Source organism: Halorubrum lipolyticum DSM 21995 (assembly GCF_000337375.1).
In the GTDB taxonomy this organism is placed as follows: domain Archaea; phylum Halobacteriota; class Halobacteria; order Halobacteriales; family Haloferacaceae; genus Halorubrum; species Halorubrum lipolyticum.
The window spans coordinates 108,066-124,589 of record NZ_AOJG01000017.1; the positions used below are offsets into that span (position 1 = coordinate 108,066).

Below are 16,524 nucleotides of genomic sequence, written 5' to 3' on the forward strand. Positions count from 1 at the left end.
CGACTGGGGCTTTGGAGGTGTTCACCGTCGAGCCACCGTCAACAATTACTTATAAGCGATCGACGAGGACGTGAGAGAGATCCACCGCGGAGTTGTCGATCACGACAGCCGCAGCGCCAGTCACTCGCTCACCACAGCCGGGGATAGCTTCGACGACGCCGACATCGCCACTACGCGACTGATAAACGAAGAGAAGTCGGTCGGGGTCGGAACCGCGGTCGGCTTACTTGCCCTGACGGTCGTTGCCGGTGACGCTCGGGCGGGTCTTCTCCGTACCCTTCCCGCGCGTGCGCTGGCCGCGACCCTTGGTGCCGGCGGAGGTGAGCCCGCGGAAGGCGCGCCCCTTGTGGTCGTCGGACGCGATCCAGCCGAGGTCGCCGTCGTTCTCGATCGCGGGGTGGTTCGGGTCCACCAGGATCACTTCGTGCCACTTCTGGGAGCCGTCCTCGCCGACCCAGTAGGAGTTGAGCACGCGGAGGTTCCGGTACTTGCGCGAGGCGCGCTCCTCCGAGATGCGCTGGATCGACTTGCGACGCGAGAGCCGGTTGACGCCCTGCCGCTTCGAGCGGCGACCCGCCTTGTGTCGCTGCTTGCGCGAGCCGCCCTTGCGGACGCTCACGCGGGCGACGACGACGCCCTGCTTCGCCTTGTAGCCCAGCTCGCGGGCCTTGTCCAGGCGGGTGGGGCGCTCGATGCGCTCGATGGCGCCCTCGTCGCGCCACTCCTGTTTGCGCTGCCACTGCAGCTCTGCCAGTTTCCCCTCCTTGGGGGACCGCCACGCCTCCTTGATGTGCGAGTAGAAGCTTCGTGCCATATGTTGTCCGCGGACGGTTGCGATTCAGCCGCGAAGCGGCCACATGTCGTCTCGTCCCGGGGCGCGACGTCGACGATCGCGTCGGCGTCGAGGCCGGCCCCGGCGGCGAGTGCCCGCTGTGTCCGCACCAGCGAGTTGCCCGTATTTCCCGCGGTTCGCCCTTAACCGCTTCGCTACGGCGTTCGCGTGGGGATAGGTGGCACGCGGTGATCGTGGCACGCGGTGATCGGCGTAGCACTCGGCGATCGGCTACACCGACGACGCCGAAGCGCTCGCAAGCTCGACTCGACCATCCCGGCGCCGAGCCCGCGACCGCGTCGCGCGGGTCGACGGCGCTTGCGCGCGGTGGGCGAGACGGGAGGCTCCCTGTGCGTCGACGCCGCCCACCCGCGGGGTCTTTAGGGCGATCGGCGACGTAGCTCTCACCGGGCGCGGTCGGACGCGACGACGCCGCCCCGGGTAGGGGGTCGCGTCCGGCCGCGCCGCACGCTCCCTCTCGACGCCGGGATCGCGCGTCTTTGCGACGCGTTCCGGGCGTCGACGGCGACGCGCGCGGCCGCCCGCCCGCGATCGACTGCGAGACCCGCAGAGGCACACACCGCGAACGCGGTCCGCATGTCGGGTCCGGTCGGTTCGAGGGCGACGGCCGCGAGCGTCGGCGAAATTCATATATTGTGTGAAATACAACGAGCGGTAGCGCTATGCCCCGAACGACCGCCACCATCCCGGACGACCTCACCGACCTGATCGACGGTGCCGTCGAGGCGGGCATCTTCGAGAACAAGAGCGACGCGATCCGCCACGTTATCCGGGAATACTTCGAGTCGAACCCGGACGCCCGGATCGCTGCCGCGGTGTCGCTGTACGCCGACGAGACGATCACGCTCGGGACCGCCGCCAGACTCGCGGGCGTCGACCGATTCGAGATGCGGGACATCATCCGGGAGGAGGGCGTCGAACTCCGGATCGGCCCCGAGGACATGGCCGACGCGAGAAGCGAAATCGACACCGCCCGCGACTTGGAATGACGCGACCACCGGCCGAAGCGATCGTGCTCGACACCAGTGTACTCTCCAACTTCGCTCACGTCGATCGGCTCGACCTCCTCGTGAGCCTTCCCCGCGTCGTCACCGTCGCCGCCGTCGAGCGAGAGCTCGAAATCGGGCGTCGAAACTCACCCGTATCTCGACGCGGCTCTCGCGGCGCTCGACGCGACCGTCCCGGTCGTTGCACCGTCCCCCGCATCGACGCGTATCGAGGCGGAACTGCGCGAGACGCTCGATCCGGGAGAGGCGCAAGCCCTAGCCGTCACCGATTCGATCGATGGCACGATCGTCACCGACGACGGCGACGCACGCGAGACCGCGAGACAACACGACGTGGCGGTGACCGGATCGATCGGGGTTCTCGTCCGCGCCGTCGAATCAGGCGATCTCACCCGGAGACAGCGGACAGCTACCTCAAACGCTGGATCGACGACGCCGGGTTCCGGTCGCCCGCCCGCGACATCGACGCGTTTCTCGATCGGTGACGGAGACGTGATAGACTCCGTTATCGACTCGCAGGGCGTGACCGACTCGCAGGACGTGACCGACCCGCAGAGCGTGATCCCTGAGATGGCCCAAGGGCTCGGCGCGAACGGAAGGAAAAAAGAAAGCGAGATCGACCCGGCGCCCGCCGGTCAGCGGTGCCCCGAGGCGATCAGAGCGCCGCCTGCATGGCTTCGATCGTCGCCTGCACGCCGAAGTAGAGGACGTACAGCAGGATCAGGACGATCGGGACTCGGAGCAGCCAGATCCAGATCGCGCTGAGCGCGTCGCCGCCGCGCGTACCCCGCTGGAACTCGTCGACCGCGTCGGCGGCGTACACCCAGCCGACGAAGACCGCGAGCAGGAGCCCGCCGCCGATGAGCAGCACCTGGTTGGCGAGCACGTCGTACGCGTTGAGGTACCGTATGTCGATCGCGGTCGGGATCCCGATGAGGAAGATCGCGACCGCGAGCCCGACGGTCGCGGGCTTCCGATCGACGTCGAACGTCTCGGTGACGTACGCGACGATCACCTCGAGGATACTGAACGCGCTCGTGACCGCGGCCATGAACAGCGCGACGTAGAACACCGTGCCGACCGCTCGCCCGGCCGGGAACTCGGCGAACGCGGTCCCGAGCGCCACGAACACCGTCCCCGGGCCGCCCGTCCCCGGGTCGACGCCCTGCGAGAACAGGAACGGGAAGATCGCGAGCCCGGCAAGGAGCGCGATGGACGTGTCGACGACGAGGATGATCAGGCTGTCGTTGAGCAGGCTGCGGTCCTCGCCGAGGTAGGAGGCGTACGTGACCATCACGCCCATCCCGAGCGAGAGGGTGAAGAAGGCCTGTCCGGCCGCGTCGGGCAGCAGCGCGAGCGCGTCGCCGAGCAGCGTCGAGACGTCCGGCGACAGGTAGAAGGCGTACCCCTCGGCCGCCCCCTCCAGCGTCGCGCCGTAGCCGGCGAGGACCACGAGCAGGACGACGACGCTCGGGATCATGAACTTCGCCGCGCGCTCGAGTCCGCTCCGAACGCCGAGCACGACGATGCCGGCGACGAACGCCATGAACAGCGCGTCGAAGGCGATCGCGTTCGCCCCGGCCGACGCCGACTCGAAGTACGCCGCGGGGTCGCTGGTGTACGCCCCCGTGACGCTCGCGATGATGTACTGGATCACCCAGCCGCCGACCACGCTGTAGTACGACAGGATGACGAAGCCGGCGAGCGCGCCGAGCCCGCCGATGAACCGCCAGTTCGATCGGCCGAGCTCCTCGAACGCGCCGATCACGTTCCGGTTCGACCGGCGCCCGATCACGAACTCCGCCAGCACGAGCGGGAGCCCGACCCCGACGACGAGGAGGAGATACGCGACGAGGAACGCCGCGCCGCCCGACTCGGCGGTGAGGAAGGGGAACCGCCAGATGTTTCCGAGCCCCACGGCGCTGCCCGCCGCCGCGAGGATGAATCCCGCCCGCGTTGCCCACGACTCTCGTTGTACCATACTCGACGGATATCGGCGGATTGACCGTATAAAAACGTTCGATTCCGAGGCGTCGACCGGCCGTCTCGGCGGGCGAGACGCGTCAGATCGACGACGAGTCAGGTCGACGACGCGAGACGCTGAGCTCGACTCCCGACCACCGACCACCGATCGTCGGAGCGTCGTTCGGGGGACCGCTGCGTCGGCGACGGCGAGCCGTCCGGAACGACGCGCTTTAATCACCCCTCAATAATCTTCAGATAGTACTATGAGAGTATCACAGTGGCGGAGAGACGACACGATCGGTCGGGAACCGACGGCGTATTTAAAACGAGTCCCATGCCGAAGATAAGCGTCGAGATCCCGGGCGAGCTGCTCGACGACCTCGACGACCACGTCGGCGACGACGGGAAGTTCGTGAACCGCAGCGACGCGGTCCGCGCGTCGATCCGCAAGACGCTCGACGTGCTCGACGAGATCGACGCCCGCCACGACCGGCTCGACGACGGGTCCGACGGGCGCTCGTCGGAGCCCGCCGGAGGCGACGATGAGTGAGGGGACGGCGACGCGAGCGGGAGGCGACGGGCCCTTCGCGGTCGACCCGCTCGACCGCTCCGCCGTGGCCGCCGTCTCGCTGATCACGCTGTTCGTCGTGGCCTTGGCCACCGCGCAGCTCACGGCCGCGAAGGTGCTCGCCCTCCCGCTCCCGTTCGCGCTCCCGGTGGTCGGCCCCGAGATCACGCTGCCGGGCGCCGCGCTCGCGTACGCGCTGACGTTCCTCGCGTCCGACTGCTACGCCGAGCTGTACGGTCGCCGCGCGACGCAGGTGGTCGTCAACGTCGCCTTCCTCGCGAACTTCCTCGTGCTCGCGTTGGTCTGGTCGACCCTCGCCGCGCCGGGCGTCGATCCCGAGGTCGCCGCCGCCTTCGACACCGCCCTCGGTCCCGCGGCCAACATCGTCGCCGGGAGCCTGCTCGCGTACGTCGTGAGCCAGAACTGGGACGTGTTCGTCTTCCACGCGATCCGCGACCGCACCGGCGAACGGCTGCTATGGCTGCGCAACGTCGCCTCGACCGCCAGCAGTCAGGCCATCGACACCGCCATCTTCGTCGGCGTCGCGTTCTACGCCGCTCCCCTCGCACTCGGCTCCGGGGACCCGCTCCCCGCGAGCGTCCTCCTCGCGCTCGGGCTCGGCCAGTACCTCCTCAAGCTCGCGATCGCCGTCCTCGACACGCCGATCGTCTACCTCGTCGTCGGCGCCGTGCGCGAGTAGCTCCGGCCTGACCCGGACCGGGCCGATCCGGTTCGCGATCCGTGTTCACTCACTCGACGGCGAGCGAGCGCGCCGGCGACGACGGGAGGTCCGCGGGGATCCGCTCGAACGACTCGCCGGCGTCGCGGGTCCGGTAGAGCCCGTCGTCGTGGACCGCCCAGATCGCCCCGTCCGTCCGCCCGCTCGCGAGGACCGCCGGGTAGGTCCCCTCACCGGTCGGGATCCCTCGGTCGTCGAGGCGCTCGAAGCGGGGGCCCGAGCCGGACGCCGCGTCCCGGTCCCTCTCGGCGTCGAGGGGAGCCGAGACCCGCCGGTAGAGGTACGCCTCGCCGCGGCGGTGCGCCGCCGTCGCGCCCGGGGCCGCGCTCACGAGCGCCGTCTCGGGGTCGCCGGGGTCGACCGCGAGCCCCCAGACGTACCCGTGGTCGAGCCCGCGGTCGACGACGCTCCACGAGTCGCCGCGGTCGTCGCTCTCCGCGAACCCGTCGCCGGCGGCCGCGTACACCCGGTCCGGCGCGGACGGATGCGTTGCGAGCGCGTGGTTGTCGCGTCGGGAGCCCTCGGGCCGGTCGAGCCACGTCTCCCCGCCGTCCGGGGTCACGACCAGCGCCCCGGCCTCGACCCCGACGAACCACCGCTCCGGGTCGGCCGGGCACGGCTCGATCCACCGGACGTGGTGAGTGTCGGGTCGGGGCGGGTACGACCACTCGGACGCGGAGGGGACCCCGCTGAGCCCGCCGACCCGCTCGACGGTCTCCCCGCCGTCCGTCGACCGGTACGCCCGCGAGGGCTCCGTGCCGACCCAGACGACGGCGGGGTCGTGCGGGCTGGTCGCGACCGCGGTGACCGCCGCCGGTCCGGACCCGCCGGGACCGAGGGTCTCGGCGGCGACGCGCTCGAAGCGCTCCCCGCCGTCCGTCGAGCGGAACAGCCCCGCGTCGGACGTCCCGGCGAGCACCCGAACGTAGTCGGCGTCCTCGGAGCCGGGACGCTCGCCGTTCCCGCCGGTCGGAGCGACCGAGAGGCACTCGACCGCCCGGTCCGCCAGTCTGACCGAGACCGACCCCGTCTCGGGGTCGACGACGCGGAGTCCGTCGGCGTAGCCCGCGTAGACGCGCGTGTCCATGGTCGGCGTTCGACGCGCGGCGCCAAAAGCCTTCGACGGGCGCAAGAGACTTACCCGACGCCCCCGTGCGAACAATACACATGGATCTCCGCGTGCAGGGGGACGTCCCCCCCGACCCCTTTCTCGGCGCCGCCGACCTGTTCGAGACCGAGTGTTCCCTCGACGACCCGGTCCACGTGAAGGTGCGCGAGGACCCCGACGAGCGGACGTGGGCCGGCCACTACGACGGCTACCACGTCCTGAACGTCTCGAAGCGCGCCGCCACCAGCGCGATGGCCCGCGAGCTCGCCGTCCACGAGCTGTCGCACATGGCCCGCTACGAGGAGGGCCACGCCTCCCACGTCCAGTCGACGGAGGAGGCGTTGTACCTCGGGCTGTCGGGCGAAACGGTGGAGCGCCGGAAGCTCGCGCACTGCTACCAGATCGCAAATCACATGAAGGACATCTACGCCGACGACATCACCCTCTCCGTCGCGCCCGCGAACAAGCTCCTCGGCTTCCTCGAATCGACGCTCGCGGCCGCCGTCGCCGACCGCCCCCAGGTCTCCCGCGACGGCTCCCCGCCGGTCACGGGGGGCGCGGACCCGGAGATCACCGCGGTCAACGCCGCGTTCGCGCTCGCCTTAGTCGAGCGCCACGACATCGCCGGTCCGGACCACCGCATCTACGACCTCGCGCGGGCGGCCGGCAGCGACACCGACGCCGTCGACGTCGACGCGTTCAAGCAGCGGTTCCTCGCGCTCGGTCCCGACCCCTCCGAGAGCGACTACCGGAAGGCGCTCGTCGCGGCCGCCCGGGCGTACGCGGTTTAAAAACAAGCAACGGACCGCACCGAGAGCCGCTTTCGGATCGCGCTCGATCAGCGGGAGAACCGACAGACGGCGACGATTAGTTATAAATCGATATGTGGTCGGCGTCGCCGGCGCTGCGCGCCGGCTGCAAGCGAGAGCGTCGCTCTCGCCCTGCGCACCTGTGAGCGCCCACCCGGCGCGAACAGCGTCGCGCGAGGTCGCCGCCGGCTGGGGCTTTGGAGGTCATCACCGCCGATCCGCAGTTACCGATCAGTTATAACTGATCGACAAAATCACGAAATCCGCGCTCCCTCAGGCCACCGTTCGCGTCCGACTCCTACTCCGCGTCGTTCGGGGTGGCTTCGGGCTCGCCGCCCGACTCGAACGCGTCGCCCTCGGCGACCGCGCCGTCCGCCTCCGCGCCGTCGAGGACGGTGACGCGCGCGGACATGATCCGGGTGTTGTCGACGCGCTCGATCCGGATCTGGATCTCGTCGAACTCGATCTCCTCGCCCTCCTCGACGAGGCGCCCGGCGCGGTTGAACACGAAGCCGGCGAGCGTCTCGAACTCCTCGCCCTCGGGGAGGTCGATCCCGAGCATCTCGTTGACCTCGTCGATGTTCACCTCGCCCTGCACGATCGCGACGTTGTCCTCTAAGAACTCCACCGGGGCCTCCTCGTCGCCCTCCAGGATCTCGCCGACGATCTCCTCGACCATGTCCTCCAAGGTGATGATCCCCTCCGTGGTCCCGAACTCGTCGATGACGGTGACCATCTGGAGGCGGTTGTCCTGCATCTCCGCGAGCAGCTCGTCGGCGTTCTTCGACTCGGGGACGTGCAGCGTCGGCTTGACGACGCGCTCCAGCGAGGGCTCGCCCTCGGAGTAGCGCAGCTCGCGCACCAGGTCGCGCACGGTCACGACGCCGATGATGTTGTCGAGGTTCCCCTCGTAGACGGGGACGCGCTCGTGGTCGGCCTGGATGCACGTCTCGATCGCCTCCTCGACGGAGGAGTCCTTCGCGACCGCGGTGACGTCGAGGCGGGGCGTCATCACCTCCTTCGCGATGGTGTTGTTGAACCGGAAGATGCGGTCGAGCATCTCCCGCTCCTCCTCCTCGATGACCCCCTCGCGCTCGCCCGTCTCGATGATGTCCTGAATCTCGTCGCGGGTGACGTACGTCGACTCGATGGCGGCCGAACCGCCGATGACCTTGTTGACTCCCTTCACGATGTAGTCGAACAGAACGACGAGCGGGTACAGCGCGTACTCCGAGAGCTTCAGCGGGCGGGCGATCCGGAGCGCCCACGACTCGGTGTTCTCGACGGCGTACGACTTGGGTGCGCTCTCGCCGAAGATCAGCACGAGCGTCGTGATTCCGAACGTCGTCGCCAGCACGGACTGACCGCTGGAGAGGAAGAAGCCGAACAGCGCGGTCGCGATGGAGGTCATCGCGACGTTGACGATGTTGTTACCGACGAGGATCGTCACCAGCAGCCGGTGGGGGTTCTCTTTCATGTCGCGGATCGTCTCCGCGCCCGAGACGCCCTCGTCGACGAGGCTGTCCACGCGGTGTTGTGGCAGCGAGAACATCGCGATCTCCGACGAGGAGAAGAACGCGGACAGACCGATCAGCACCACGATCGCGAGGACGCCGAGGGCGATCACCGCGTTGTCCCCCGGCAGCGGCAGCTGTAGCAGATCGGTCGTCAGCGTGCTCGACGACAAGCCCATGTTCATTCGTCTTCCGTCGGCGGATGGTTAAAGGATTACCTTCGACGACCCGGGTCGCCGGACGATCCGACGGATCGACGACGGAGTCGGCGGGCGAGCGGCGGGTCGCCGTCGACCGCGCGGGGAACGCACGGAGCGTGCCGGGGCCGACACGGTTACACGTCCCGCGGCCGAATCGACGCCCATGACGAAGCCACAGATCACCCTGTACAGGCTGCAGGCGTGCCCCTTCTGCGAGCGGGTCGTCCGCACCCTGAACGAACTGGGTCTGGAGTACCGATCGCGGTACGTCGAGCCGATGCACTCCGAGCGCAACGTCGTCAAGCGCGTCTCCGGGGCGCGCAGCGTCCCCGCCATCGTCGACCGCGAGACGGGCGTGACGATGTCCGAGAGCGCGAACATCGTCGAGTACCTACAGGGGACCTACGGCGAGGGAGGTGCCTGAGATGGTCGACTTCGACGTCGTCTCCCTGCCCGAGACGGAGCACGTCGCCGAGGGCGACACGGCGCCCGACTTCACCCGCCCCCTCGTCGACGACGAGTACTGGGAGGACCGCGCGCTCGGCGAGGTCGTCGACGGGCCGACGCTCCTGCTGTTCCACCCGATGGACGGCGCCTTCCAGGGGACGTACCTCTACAACACGGTCGACGACCACGGCTGGGCCGACGACCTCGACGTGATCGGCCTCTCCATCTCCACGCCGTACGCCCACAAGCGCCTGCTCGCCGAGCGCGCCGACGGCGTCCGGATCTTCTCCGATCCGGGCGCGGGCGTGATCGAGGAGTACGGCCTCGCACACGACATCGACGGTATGACCGGAATCACCGAGTCGCGGCCGGCCGTCTTCCTCCTCGACGCCGACCGCACCGTCGAGTTCGCGTGGGTCGCGAGCGAACACCCCGATTTCCCGGACGCCGAGGCGCTCGACGACGCGGTCGAACGGCTCGTCGACTGAGTCGGAACGAGACGGGAGGCCGGTCCGCGTTGCCCTACTCGTCACCCTTTTTCGCGACCGCCACGAACGGGGAGCCGTGACAACGGACAGCGATGCCCTCCGACGAGCCGTTGAGGCGATCGCCGAGGGCGACCTCGTGGTCTACCCGACGGAGACGGTGTACGGGCTCGGCGCCGACGCCCTCGACCCCGCCGCCGTCGAACGGGTGTTCGAACTGAAGGGCCGAGAGCGCTCGAACCCGCTCTCGCTCGGCGTTCCGAGCGTCGACGCCGCGCTTCGCTACACGAGGCCCACCGAGTTCGCGGTCGCGTTCGCTCGGGCCTTCCTCCCCGGCCCGGTGACGGTGATCGTCGAGCGGGGGGACGCGGTTCCGGACGCGCTCACTGCCGGGCGCGACCGGGTCGGGATTCGCGTGCCGGACCACCCGATCGCCCGCGACCTGCTCCGGGAGACCGGACCGCTCACCGCGACGAGCGCGAACGTCTCCGGGCGCGGGAGCGTCACCCACCCCGACGACCTCGACGACCGGATCCGCGAGGGGGTCGCGGCCGTCGTCGACGGCGGCGAGACGCCCGGCACCGAAAGCACCGTCGTCGACCCCGAGACGAGGACGATCCACCGGCGCGGCGCGATGGCCGGCGCGATCGAGGCGTGGCTGGACGACCCGCCGGTGGACGGATAGAAGAGTCGACGACCGTTCAGACCGACAGTTCGCCCTTCGCTTTGATCACGTCGAGCTCCGCGGCGTCGACCGTGTCGACGTCGAGCCAGTGGGGGACGTACTCGCGTTTGTCGTACGCCTCGCGCTCGTCTTCGGTGCCGACGGTACACCAGAGCTGGGGCTCGTCCGGGCCGTGCCAGCCGCCCTGGACGTTGATGCCGAAACACACCAGCTCCTCGCCCTCGTACTCGATCACCGCGTCCCGCCGGATCCCGGGGTCGCCGCGAATGATGAGGTGTTGCATACCCCGTCGTTTGCGGGTTCCGTGCTTAATCGCTTCGATACGCCGGATCGCTCGGCGGTGACCGGTGGACGTGAACGCCGTCAGCCGGAGTAGTAGTACTCGCCCTCGCGCTTCTGTGAGCTGTCGAGCTGCGAGCCCGGCTTGTTGATCCGCGGGCGACCCGTCCGCTCGTCGCGTCGGAAGGTGATGTCGAGGTCGGCGAGGAACTCGTTCATCCCGTCGCGCATCTCCTGTGGCGGGGTCGCGTGGCCGCGCTCGGCCGGCTCGCCGTCGAACACCATCAGGCGGTCCGCGAGGAGGTCGATCATGTAGATGTCGTGGTCGATCACCATCACGGTCGCGTCGTGGTTCTCCGCGTAGCGGCGAATGGCGGTCGTCGCGCGCACCCGCTGTTCGACGTCGAGGTGTGCGGAGGGCTCGTCGAGGAGGTAGAGGTCGGCGTCCTCGGAGAGACACGCCGCGATGGCGACGCGCTGGCGCTCCCCGCCCGAGAGGTCCGAGAGGTTCTGTTCCATCACGCGGTCGAGCTGGAGCGGCTGGGCGATCTCCGTGTTCCAGTAGGAGCTGCCGAACTCGTCGGTGATGGAGGAGAGGAACGCGTCGACGCGCATCGGCTGGTCGATCTCGATGTACTGCGGCTTGTACGCGATGTCGAGCGCGAAGTCGAGTTCGCCGTCGTCCGGCTCCAGCGACCCGGCGAACAGCTTCGCGAGCGTCGACTTCCCGATCCCGTTCGGGCCGACCACGCCGAGCACCTCGGAGCGGTTGATCGCGCCGCCCTCGACGTGTAGCTCGAACTCGCCCTCGCCGTACGACTTCGAGAGCTCGGGGTACTCGATCAGCGTCTCGCTCCGCGAGGCGACCCGCGGGGCGTGCTCCTCGAAGGTGATCGCGGACGGCCGGATCCGCATGTTCTCGTTGTTGAGGTACCCCTTCAGGTACTCGTTGATCCCGTTGCGGACCGACTTGGGGTCCGTGACGACGCCGTACGCACCGGGCTCCCCGTACGCGACGTGGAGGGTGTCGGCCAACAGGTCGAGGATGGCGAGGTCGTGTTCGACGACGAGCATCGAGCGCTCGGCGGCGTCGTCGTCCGCCAGTTCGCGGATGAGCCGGGCGACGATCATCCGCTGGCCGATGTCGAGGTACGGCGTGATCTCGTCGAGGAAGTAGAAGTCGGCGTCGCGCGCGAGACACGCCGCAATGGCGACGCGCTGGAGCTCGCCGCCGGAGATGGAGTCGATGTCCTGGTCCATCACCGGACGGATGTTGAGCCGGTCGATCAGCTCGTCGAGCGCGCCGCGCTCGTCGGTTCGCTCCAACAGCTCGCGGGTGTTGCCGTCGAACTGGTTCGGGATCTGGTCGACGTACTGCGGCTTGCGGGCCACCGTCACGTCGCCCTCTTTCAGCGATTGGAGGTAGTTCTGGAGCCCGGTGCCGCGGAACCGGTCGAGCACGCGCTCCCAGTCGCCGTCGGCCTCGTGGTCGCCGAGGTTCGGGACCATCTCGCCGGCGAGCGCGTGGACCGCCGTCGACTTCCCGATCCCGTTCGGACCGAGGATGCCGGTGACGTTGCCCGGCTCCGGGGTCGGAAGCCCGTACAGCGAGAAGGCGTTATCGCCGTAGCGGTGGACCGGCTCCTCGTCGAGCTCGGAGGGGAGATTGATGATCTCGATCGCGTCGAAGGGGCACTTCTCGACGCAGATCCCGCAGGTCTCGCCGAGGCAGATCTCCTCGGAGATGTGGATCTGGTCCGGGTCGCCCTCGACGGCGTCCTCGCCGCGTTCCGTGATACACTCCTTGCCCGTCCGGTTGGGCGGACAGTAGTTCGCGCACTCGTAGTTACACCGGTCGGGCTGACACCGATCGAGGTCCACGACCGCGATACTGTCGTCCGCCATCTCAGGCCACCAGTTGGACGCCGGCCGTCGCAAGCACGGTGTAGCTGATGAACCACAGCGTGAACGTCAGAAACGCCACGTAGAGGTTGTCCTTCACTCCGAAGTCGCCGACGCCGATCACCTTGTACAGCGGATACTGGACGAGCACGAACGCGCCCATCACCAGCACGACGGTGGTACTGGCGGCATCGACCGGATCCGTCCCGACGTACGCGGCCGAGACGACGCCGGCGGCGATCCCCGCGAGACAGCAGATCGTCGTGACGACCACGCTTCGGGTATGGCCCGATATCCCCGAGTCGTCGCTCATACCAGTCGATCCGCGAGCGCAGGTGAAAAGCCGTTCGTTCCGTCCGGCGGGCCGTCTCGGTGGCCTACCGATCGAGACGCTGCCCGCGGTCGAGCCCGGCAGCCGGCCGGTCCGCGAAGCGCGCGCGAGCGCCATCGCTGACTGACTGGTCAGTCCAGCGGGAGATTACCAGAAAAAATTGCTGGTTATTGCGACGGCAACCAGCAATAAACACCGGTATCTGGAACAAAACCCCCGATCGAACGGGGTGACGCATCAACATTTATGACGGTGTGCGGTTTCGATTCGTAACGATGGAAGGAACCCAAACGGAGGGGCTCGACGACCTCCCGCCGAGCGCCAAGCTCGTCTTCAAGGTGCTCGAGTACAACGGGCCGTTGACCCAGAAGGGGATCGTCCAAGAGTCGATGCTGTCGGCCCGAACCGTCCGCTACGCGCTCGAACGCTTGGAGGGGATCGGTGTCGTCGACGAGGACGTGTACTTCGCGGACGCCCGGCAGAACCTCTACAAGCTCACCGAGCCGGCACAGGAGTTCACCGGCGACGAGAGCGACGCCTCCTGTACCGCCGACTGACTGCGTCTCTCATCTTCTACCGGCCGCTCTCTTCGGACAGGTCCCGGGCACCTCTCGCGGCCTCGGCGACGGTGAGCGCGATGGCGACGAGCAGCGCGAACGTCGCCGCCAGCACGAACGCCAACAGGAGGAACCACACGTCCGGACCGAACAGCGGGTAGTCCCGGGTGTCGATCACCGGTCCGAGGAGCTCCAGCGTCCGGACCGCGTACAGGAGGACCGCGAAGAGCGCGCCGACGACGAGCCCGACGCGGGCGTTCCGGTAGAACGCCAGCGATTCCAAGAGCACGAGCATCGGCGGTTTGGTCGACCGGTCGACCGAGCTATCGTCGCTCACGGGCGCCCTAGCGAGCGCGCGCGCAAAGAGTCATCGAAAGCCGAGCCGGACGGATCGAAGAACGAAGCGGAGAGAGGTGACCGGACGTGAGTGTCACGATCGAAAATTGGTGTCTCAGGAGCTGAAAACGCGAGAAAGCCGTCAAGTAGGCGGAGGGCAAACGACCGGGCATGGCCAGAGTCGTGCTGTCGGCGTTCCCGATGATCGATCCGGAGACGTACCGCGAGGTCCTCGACGAGGCGGTCGACGAGCCCGTCGAGATCGAAGTCGCCGAACTCGGGTCGACCGAGAACCTGATCGAGGCGGCGGGGGGCGCCGACGCGGTCGTGACGGACATCAACACGCCGGTCACCGCCGAGGCGCTCGACGCGCTGGGCCTCCGAGTGGTCGTCCGGTCGGCCGTCGGCGTGGACAACATCGACGTCGAGGCCGCCGCCGCCAAGGGCGTCACCGTCACCCGCGTCCCCGACTACTGCACCGACGAGGTGGCGACGCACTCCGTCTCGCTGCTTCTCAGTTGCCTCCGCTCGTTGAAGCGGTACGACGACGATGTCACCGACGGCGGTTGGAACTGGGAGGCCGGGCGACCGATCCGTCGCGTGAGCGCGTCGACCGTCGGGTTCGTCTCGTTCGGTCCGATCGCGCAGCGGGCGGCCGAACAGCTCTCCGGGTTCGGCGCCGACCTCGTCGCCTACGACCCGTTCGTCGAGGCCGACGAGATGGCGGAGTTCGGCGTCGAGAAGGCGGCGTTCGACGAGCTGTTCGACCGCGCCGACCACGTCGGCGTCTACGCGCCGCTGACGGACGCGACCCGGGGAATGGTCGACGCCGACGCGCTCGACCGCCTCGACGAGGACTCGGTGGTCGTGAACGTGAGCCGCGGGCCGGTCGTGGACGCCGACGCGCTGCTCGACGCGCTGGAGGCGGGGGCGATCAAGGGCGCCGGCCTCGACGTGCTCGCCGAGGAACCGCCGGAGGACGACCCGCTCGTCGGTCGCGACGACACGGTCGTCACGCCGCACGCCGCGTGGTACAGCGAAGAGGCCCGCGACGACTTGAACCGGAGCGGCGCCGCCGACGTGGCGGCCGTGCTCAACGGGGAGATCCCGGAAGGGCGGGTCGATCCGGAGGCCGACTGGCTGTAGCGGGGAAAGCCGCGACCGCGGACGTGGTCACAGCCGGTCGAGCGCGTCGAAGCCGTCCCCGTCGCCGCCGTCGCCGTCGGTCGAACCGCCTCCGCCGTCCGATCCCGCCTTGGCCGCGTCGAGCGCGCCGTCGTCGAGGCCCGCCGCGAGCCCGGGACCGAGGTCGTAGGTGTCGCGCACCGTCTGGGCCAACACGCCCTCGCGGTCGAAGACGACGTAGACGGCGACGAAGTCGTGGGCGGCCGGTCGGAGGACGAACACCTCGCGGGGGGCGTCGCCGTCGCGCGACTCGTTGACCCGCGCGACGAGCGGTTCGATCGGGAGTCGACCCGCCCGGATGTCGGCGAACGCGTCGCTCCCCGGGGCGTCCGCGAACAGGTACAGCGCGCCGTTCGGCTCGCCGTCGTTCGACCGGGTCGTGACCGAGCCGATCGCCTCGCCGGCCGAGCGGATCTGGTCCCACGCGTCGACGGCGGCCTCGAACATCCCCTCCACGTCGTCCGCGAAGCGGAATCGGCTCTCCCGGACGACCTCGACGTCGACGAATCGGGCCGACCCGTCGGTCCACGCCAGCGTCGCGTCGACGACGAACCCCGGCTCCAGCGACGCCACGCGGTCGGCGAGATCGTCGTCGTATCCCTCAGCGGCGGCGTACAGCGGGTCGAACCGGTCCTCGGCGTCGGGAGCGGTCGGATCGATCGACCCCTCCGGATGTTCGACGAGGACGAACTCCTCGGGCGGGTCGGACGGCCCGGTCCCGTCGATGTCGGGGCGCGGGCGGCGGTCGTGGACGCGGAAGCGGCCGCTCGTCGTCGGTTCCATACCCGAGGGTCGGGCGGCGAGCGGAAAAGCCGGTCGGAACGGGAGGGCGCGTCGAGGACACCGCAGACACCGCGGACACCGACCGCCCGGGATCCGTGTCGTTATGGGGCGGGCAACCTAACCAAACGGTAAATGGGGATCCTCGAGGACAAGTCGAACGCCCGGGTGTTCTACAAGTACCTCTCGAAGGTGTACGACAAGATCAACTGGTTCAACTGGAACGAGGAGATGCGCGCGGAGGCGCTCTCGTGGCTGGAGTTCGGCGACGAGCCGACGGTCCTCGACGTGGGTTGTGGAACCGGGTTCGGCACCGAGGGACTGCTCGAACACGCCGACGACATCCACGGGCTCGACCAGAGCGTCCACCAGATGGAGAAGGCGTTCGAGAAGTTCGGGAAACACGACCTGGTGAACTTCTACCGCGGCGACGCAGAGCGGCTCCCGTTCCGCGACGACACGTTCGACATCGTCTGGTCCTCGGGGTCGATCGAGTACTGGCCGAACCCGGTCGAGGGGCTCCGAGAGCTCCGCCGCGTCGCGAAGCCGGGCGGACAGGTGCTCGTCGTCGGCCCCGACTACCCGCACAACCGCGTCCTCCAGCGGGTCGCCGACGCGATCATGCTCTTCTACGACGAGGACGAGGCCGACCGGATGTTCGAGGCGGCCGGCTACGAGACCTACGAACACCACATCCAGCAGTCGACGCCCCGGAGTCCGCGCGCGATCACGACGGTCGCTCGGGTCCCCGAGGAGTAGCGGGCGGCGCTCGGA

General features: G+C 68.9%; 19 protein-coding genes. 10 read left to right on the top strand and 9 right to left on the bottom strand.

Features of this window, described 5'->3' with window-relative positions:
- Nucleotides 1–223: 223 nt before the first annotated feature.
- The gene (locus C469_RS07090; protein WP_008005127.1) at nt 224–814 is read right to left on the bottom strand and encodes a 50S ribosomal protein L15e; all 591 of its coding nucleotides are present in this window, start codon (nt 812–814) and stop codon (nt 224–226) included.
- Between the two features lie 701 nt (nt 815–1,515).
- Here C469_RS07090 and C469_RS07095 point away from each other — a divergent pair.
- Nucleotides 1,516–1,842 (top strand): UPF0175 family protein, encoded by a 327-nt coding sequence (locus C469_RS07095; protein ID WP_008005129.1) that lies wholly within the window; start codon nt 1,516–1,518, stop codon nt 1,840–1,842.
- A gap of 673 nt (nt 1,843–2,515) precedes the next feature.
- On the opposite strand, the gene C469_RS07100 is transcribed toward C469_RS07095, so the two are convergent.
- Nucleotides 2,516–3,841 carry a sodium-dependent transporter gene (locus tag C469_RS07100; RefSeq protein WP_008005131.1) on the bottom strand — a complete coding sequence of 442 codons (1,326 nt, stop codon included), beginning with the start codon at nt 3,839–3,841 and terminating at the stop codon, nt 2,516–2,518.
- Nucleotides 3,842–4,159: 318 nt separating this feature from the next.
- Between C469_RS07100 and C469_RS07105 the strand changes: the two genes are divergently transcribed.
- The gene (locus C469_RS07105) at nt 4,160–4,375 is read left to right on the top strand and encodes a hypothetical protein (RefSeq protein WP_008005132.1); all 216 of its coding nucleotides are present in this window, start codon (nt 4,160–4,162) and stop codon (nt 4,373–4,375) included.
- Complete coding sequence (locus C469_RS07110) at nt 4,368–5,093, top strand: queuosine precursor transporter (protein ID WP_008005133.1); 726 nt, start codon at nt 4,368–4,370, stop codon at nt 5,091–5,093. Before C469_RS07105 ends, C469_RS07110 begins: the two co-directional genes overlap by 8 nt.
- A gap of 49 nt (nt 5,094–5,142) precedes the next feature.
- Here the strand turns inward: C469_RS07110 and C469_RS07115 are convergent, their stop codons facing one another.
- Nucleotides 5,143–6,219, bottom strand: a complete 1,077-nt coding sequence (locus C469_RS07115) for a WD40/YVTN/BNR-like repeat-containing protein (protein ID WP_008005134.1) — start codon at nt 6,217–6,219, stop codon at nt 5,143–5,145.
- 80 nt (nt 6,220–6,299) lie between these two features.
- Between C469_RS07115 and C469_RS07120 the strand changes: the two genes are divergently transcribed.
- Entirely contained in the window at nt 6,300–7,031 is a 732-nt protein-coding gene (locus C469_RS07120; protein ID WP_008005135.1) for a DUF5781 family protein, read from the top strand.
- Nucleotides 7,032–7,347: 316 nt separating this feature from the next.
- Here C469_RS07120 and C469_RS07125 read toward each other — a convergent pair whose 3' ends face one another.
- A complete protein-coding gene (locus C469_RS07125) occupies nt 7,348–8,742 on the bottom strand; it encodes a hemolysin family protein (protein ID WP_008005136.1) in 1,395 nt (464 codons plus the stop codon).
- A gap of 184 nt (nt 8,743–8,926) precedes the next feature.
- On the opposite strand from C469_RS07125, the gene C469_RS07130 reads away from it, so the two are divergent.
- The 3 genes from C469_RS07130 to C469_RS07140 all read left to right on the top strand — a co-directional run bounded on the left by C469_RS07130 (nt 8,927) and on the right by C469_RS07140 (nt 10,380).
- Nucleotides 8,927–9,187, top strand: coding sequence for a glutaredoxin family protein (locus C469_RS07130; protein WP_008005137.1), 261 nt, complete (start codon nt 8,927–8,929; stop codon nt 9,185–9,187).
- 1 nt (nt 9,188) lies between these two features.
- On the top strand, nt 9,189–9,698 hold the full coding sequence (locus C469_RS07135; RefSeq protein ID WP_008005139.1) for a redoxin domain-containing protein: 510 nt from the start codon (nt 9,189–9,191) through the stop codon (nt 9,696–9,698).
- A 76-nt stretch (nt 9,699–9,774) separates the two neighbouring features.
- Nucleotides 9,775–10,380 carry an L-threonylcarbamoyladenylate synthase gene (locus C469_RS07140; protein WP_008005141.1) on the top strand — a complete coding sequence of 202 codons (606 nt, stop codon included), beginning with the start codon at nt 9,775–9,777 and terminating at the stop codon, nt 10,378–10,380.
- Between the two features lie 16 nt (nt 10,381–10,396).
- Here C469_RS07140 and C469_RS07145 read toward each other — a convergent pair whose 3' ends face one another.
- From C469_RS07145 to C469_RS07155, 3 genes are all read right to left on the bottom strand, one after another.
- Complete coding sequence (locus C469_RS07145; protein ID WP_008005142.1) at nt 10,397–10,663, bottom strand: HAH_0734 family protein; 267 nt, start codon at nt 10,661–10,663, stop codon at nt 10,397–10,399.
- A gap of 80 nt (nt 10,664–10,743) precedes the next feature.
- Complete coding sequence (locus tag C469_RS07150; protein WP_008005144.1) at nt 10,744–12,564, bottom strand: ribosome biogenesis/translation initiation ATPase RLI; 1,821 nt, start codon at nt 12,562–12,564, stop codon at nt 10,744–10,746.
- 1 nt (nt 12,565) lies between these two features.
- Nucleotides 12,566–12,874, bottom strand: a complete 309-nt coding sequence (locus C469_RS07155; protein WP_008005146.1) for an EMC6-like membrane protein — start codon at nt 12,872–12,874, stop codon at nt 12,566–12,568.
- Nucleotides 12,875–13,167: 293 nt separating this feature from the next.
- Between C469_RS07155 and C469_RS07160 the strand changes: the two genes are divergently transcribed.
- Nucleotides 13,168–13,449 (top strand): MarR family transcriptional regulator, encoded by a 282-nt coding sequence (locus C469_RS07160; RefSeq protein WP_007997999.1) that lies wholly within the window; start codon nt 13,168–13,170, stop codon nt 13,447–13,449.
- A 16-nt stretch (nt 13,450–13,465) separates the two neighbouring features.
- Here C469_RS07160 and C469_RS07165 read toward each other — a convergent pair whose 3' ends face one another.
- Entirely contained in the window at nt 13,466–13,786 is a 321-nt protein-coding gene (locus tag C469_RS07165; protein WP_008005149.1) for a DUF7536 family protein, read from the bottom strand.
- A 170-nt stretch (nt 13,787–13,956) separates the two neighbouring features.
- Here C469_RS07165 and C469_RS07170 point away from each other — a divergent pair, with 170 nt between their 5' ends.
- Nucleotides 13,957–14,931 carry a C-terminal binding protein gene (locus C469_RS07170; RefSeq protein WP_008005150.1) on the top strand — a complete coding sequence of 325 codons (975 nt, stop codon included), beginning with the start codon at nt 13,957–13,959 and terminating at the stop codon, nt 14,929–14,931.
- Nucleotides 14,932–14,958: 27 nt separating this feature from the next.
- On the opposite strand, the gene C469_RS07175 is transcribed toward C469_RS07170, so the two are convergent.
- Nucleotides 14,959–15,753: a DUF6663 family protein gene (locus C469_RS07175; protein WP_008005152.1), complete on the bottom strand. Its 795-nt coding sequence runs from the start codon at nt 15,751–15,753 to the stop codon at nt 14,959–14,961.
- 132 nt (nt 15,754–15,885) lie between these two features.
- Between C469_RS07175 and C469_RS07180 the strand changes: the two genes are divergently transcribed.
- On the top strand, nt 15,886–16,509 hold the full coding sequence (locus C469_RS07180) for a methyltransferase domain-containing protein (protein ID WP_008005154.1): 624 nt from the start codon (nt 15,886–15,888) through the stop codon (nt 16,507–16,509).
- The last annotated feature ends 15 nt before the right edge of the window (nt 16,510–16,524 follow it).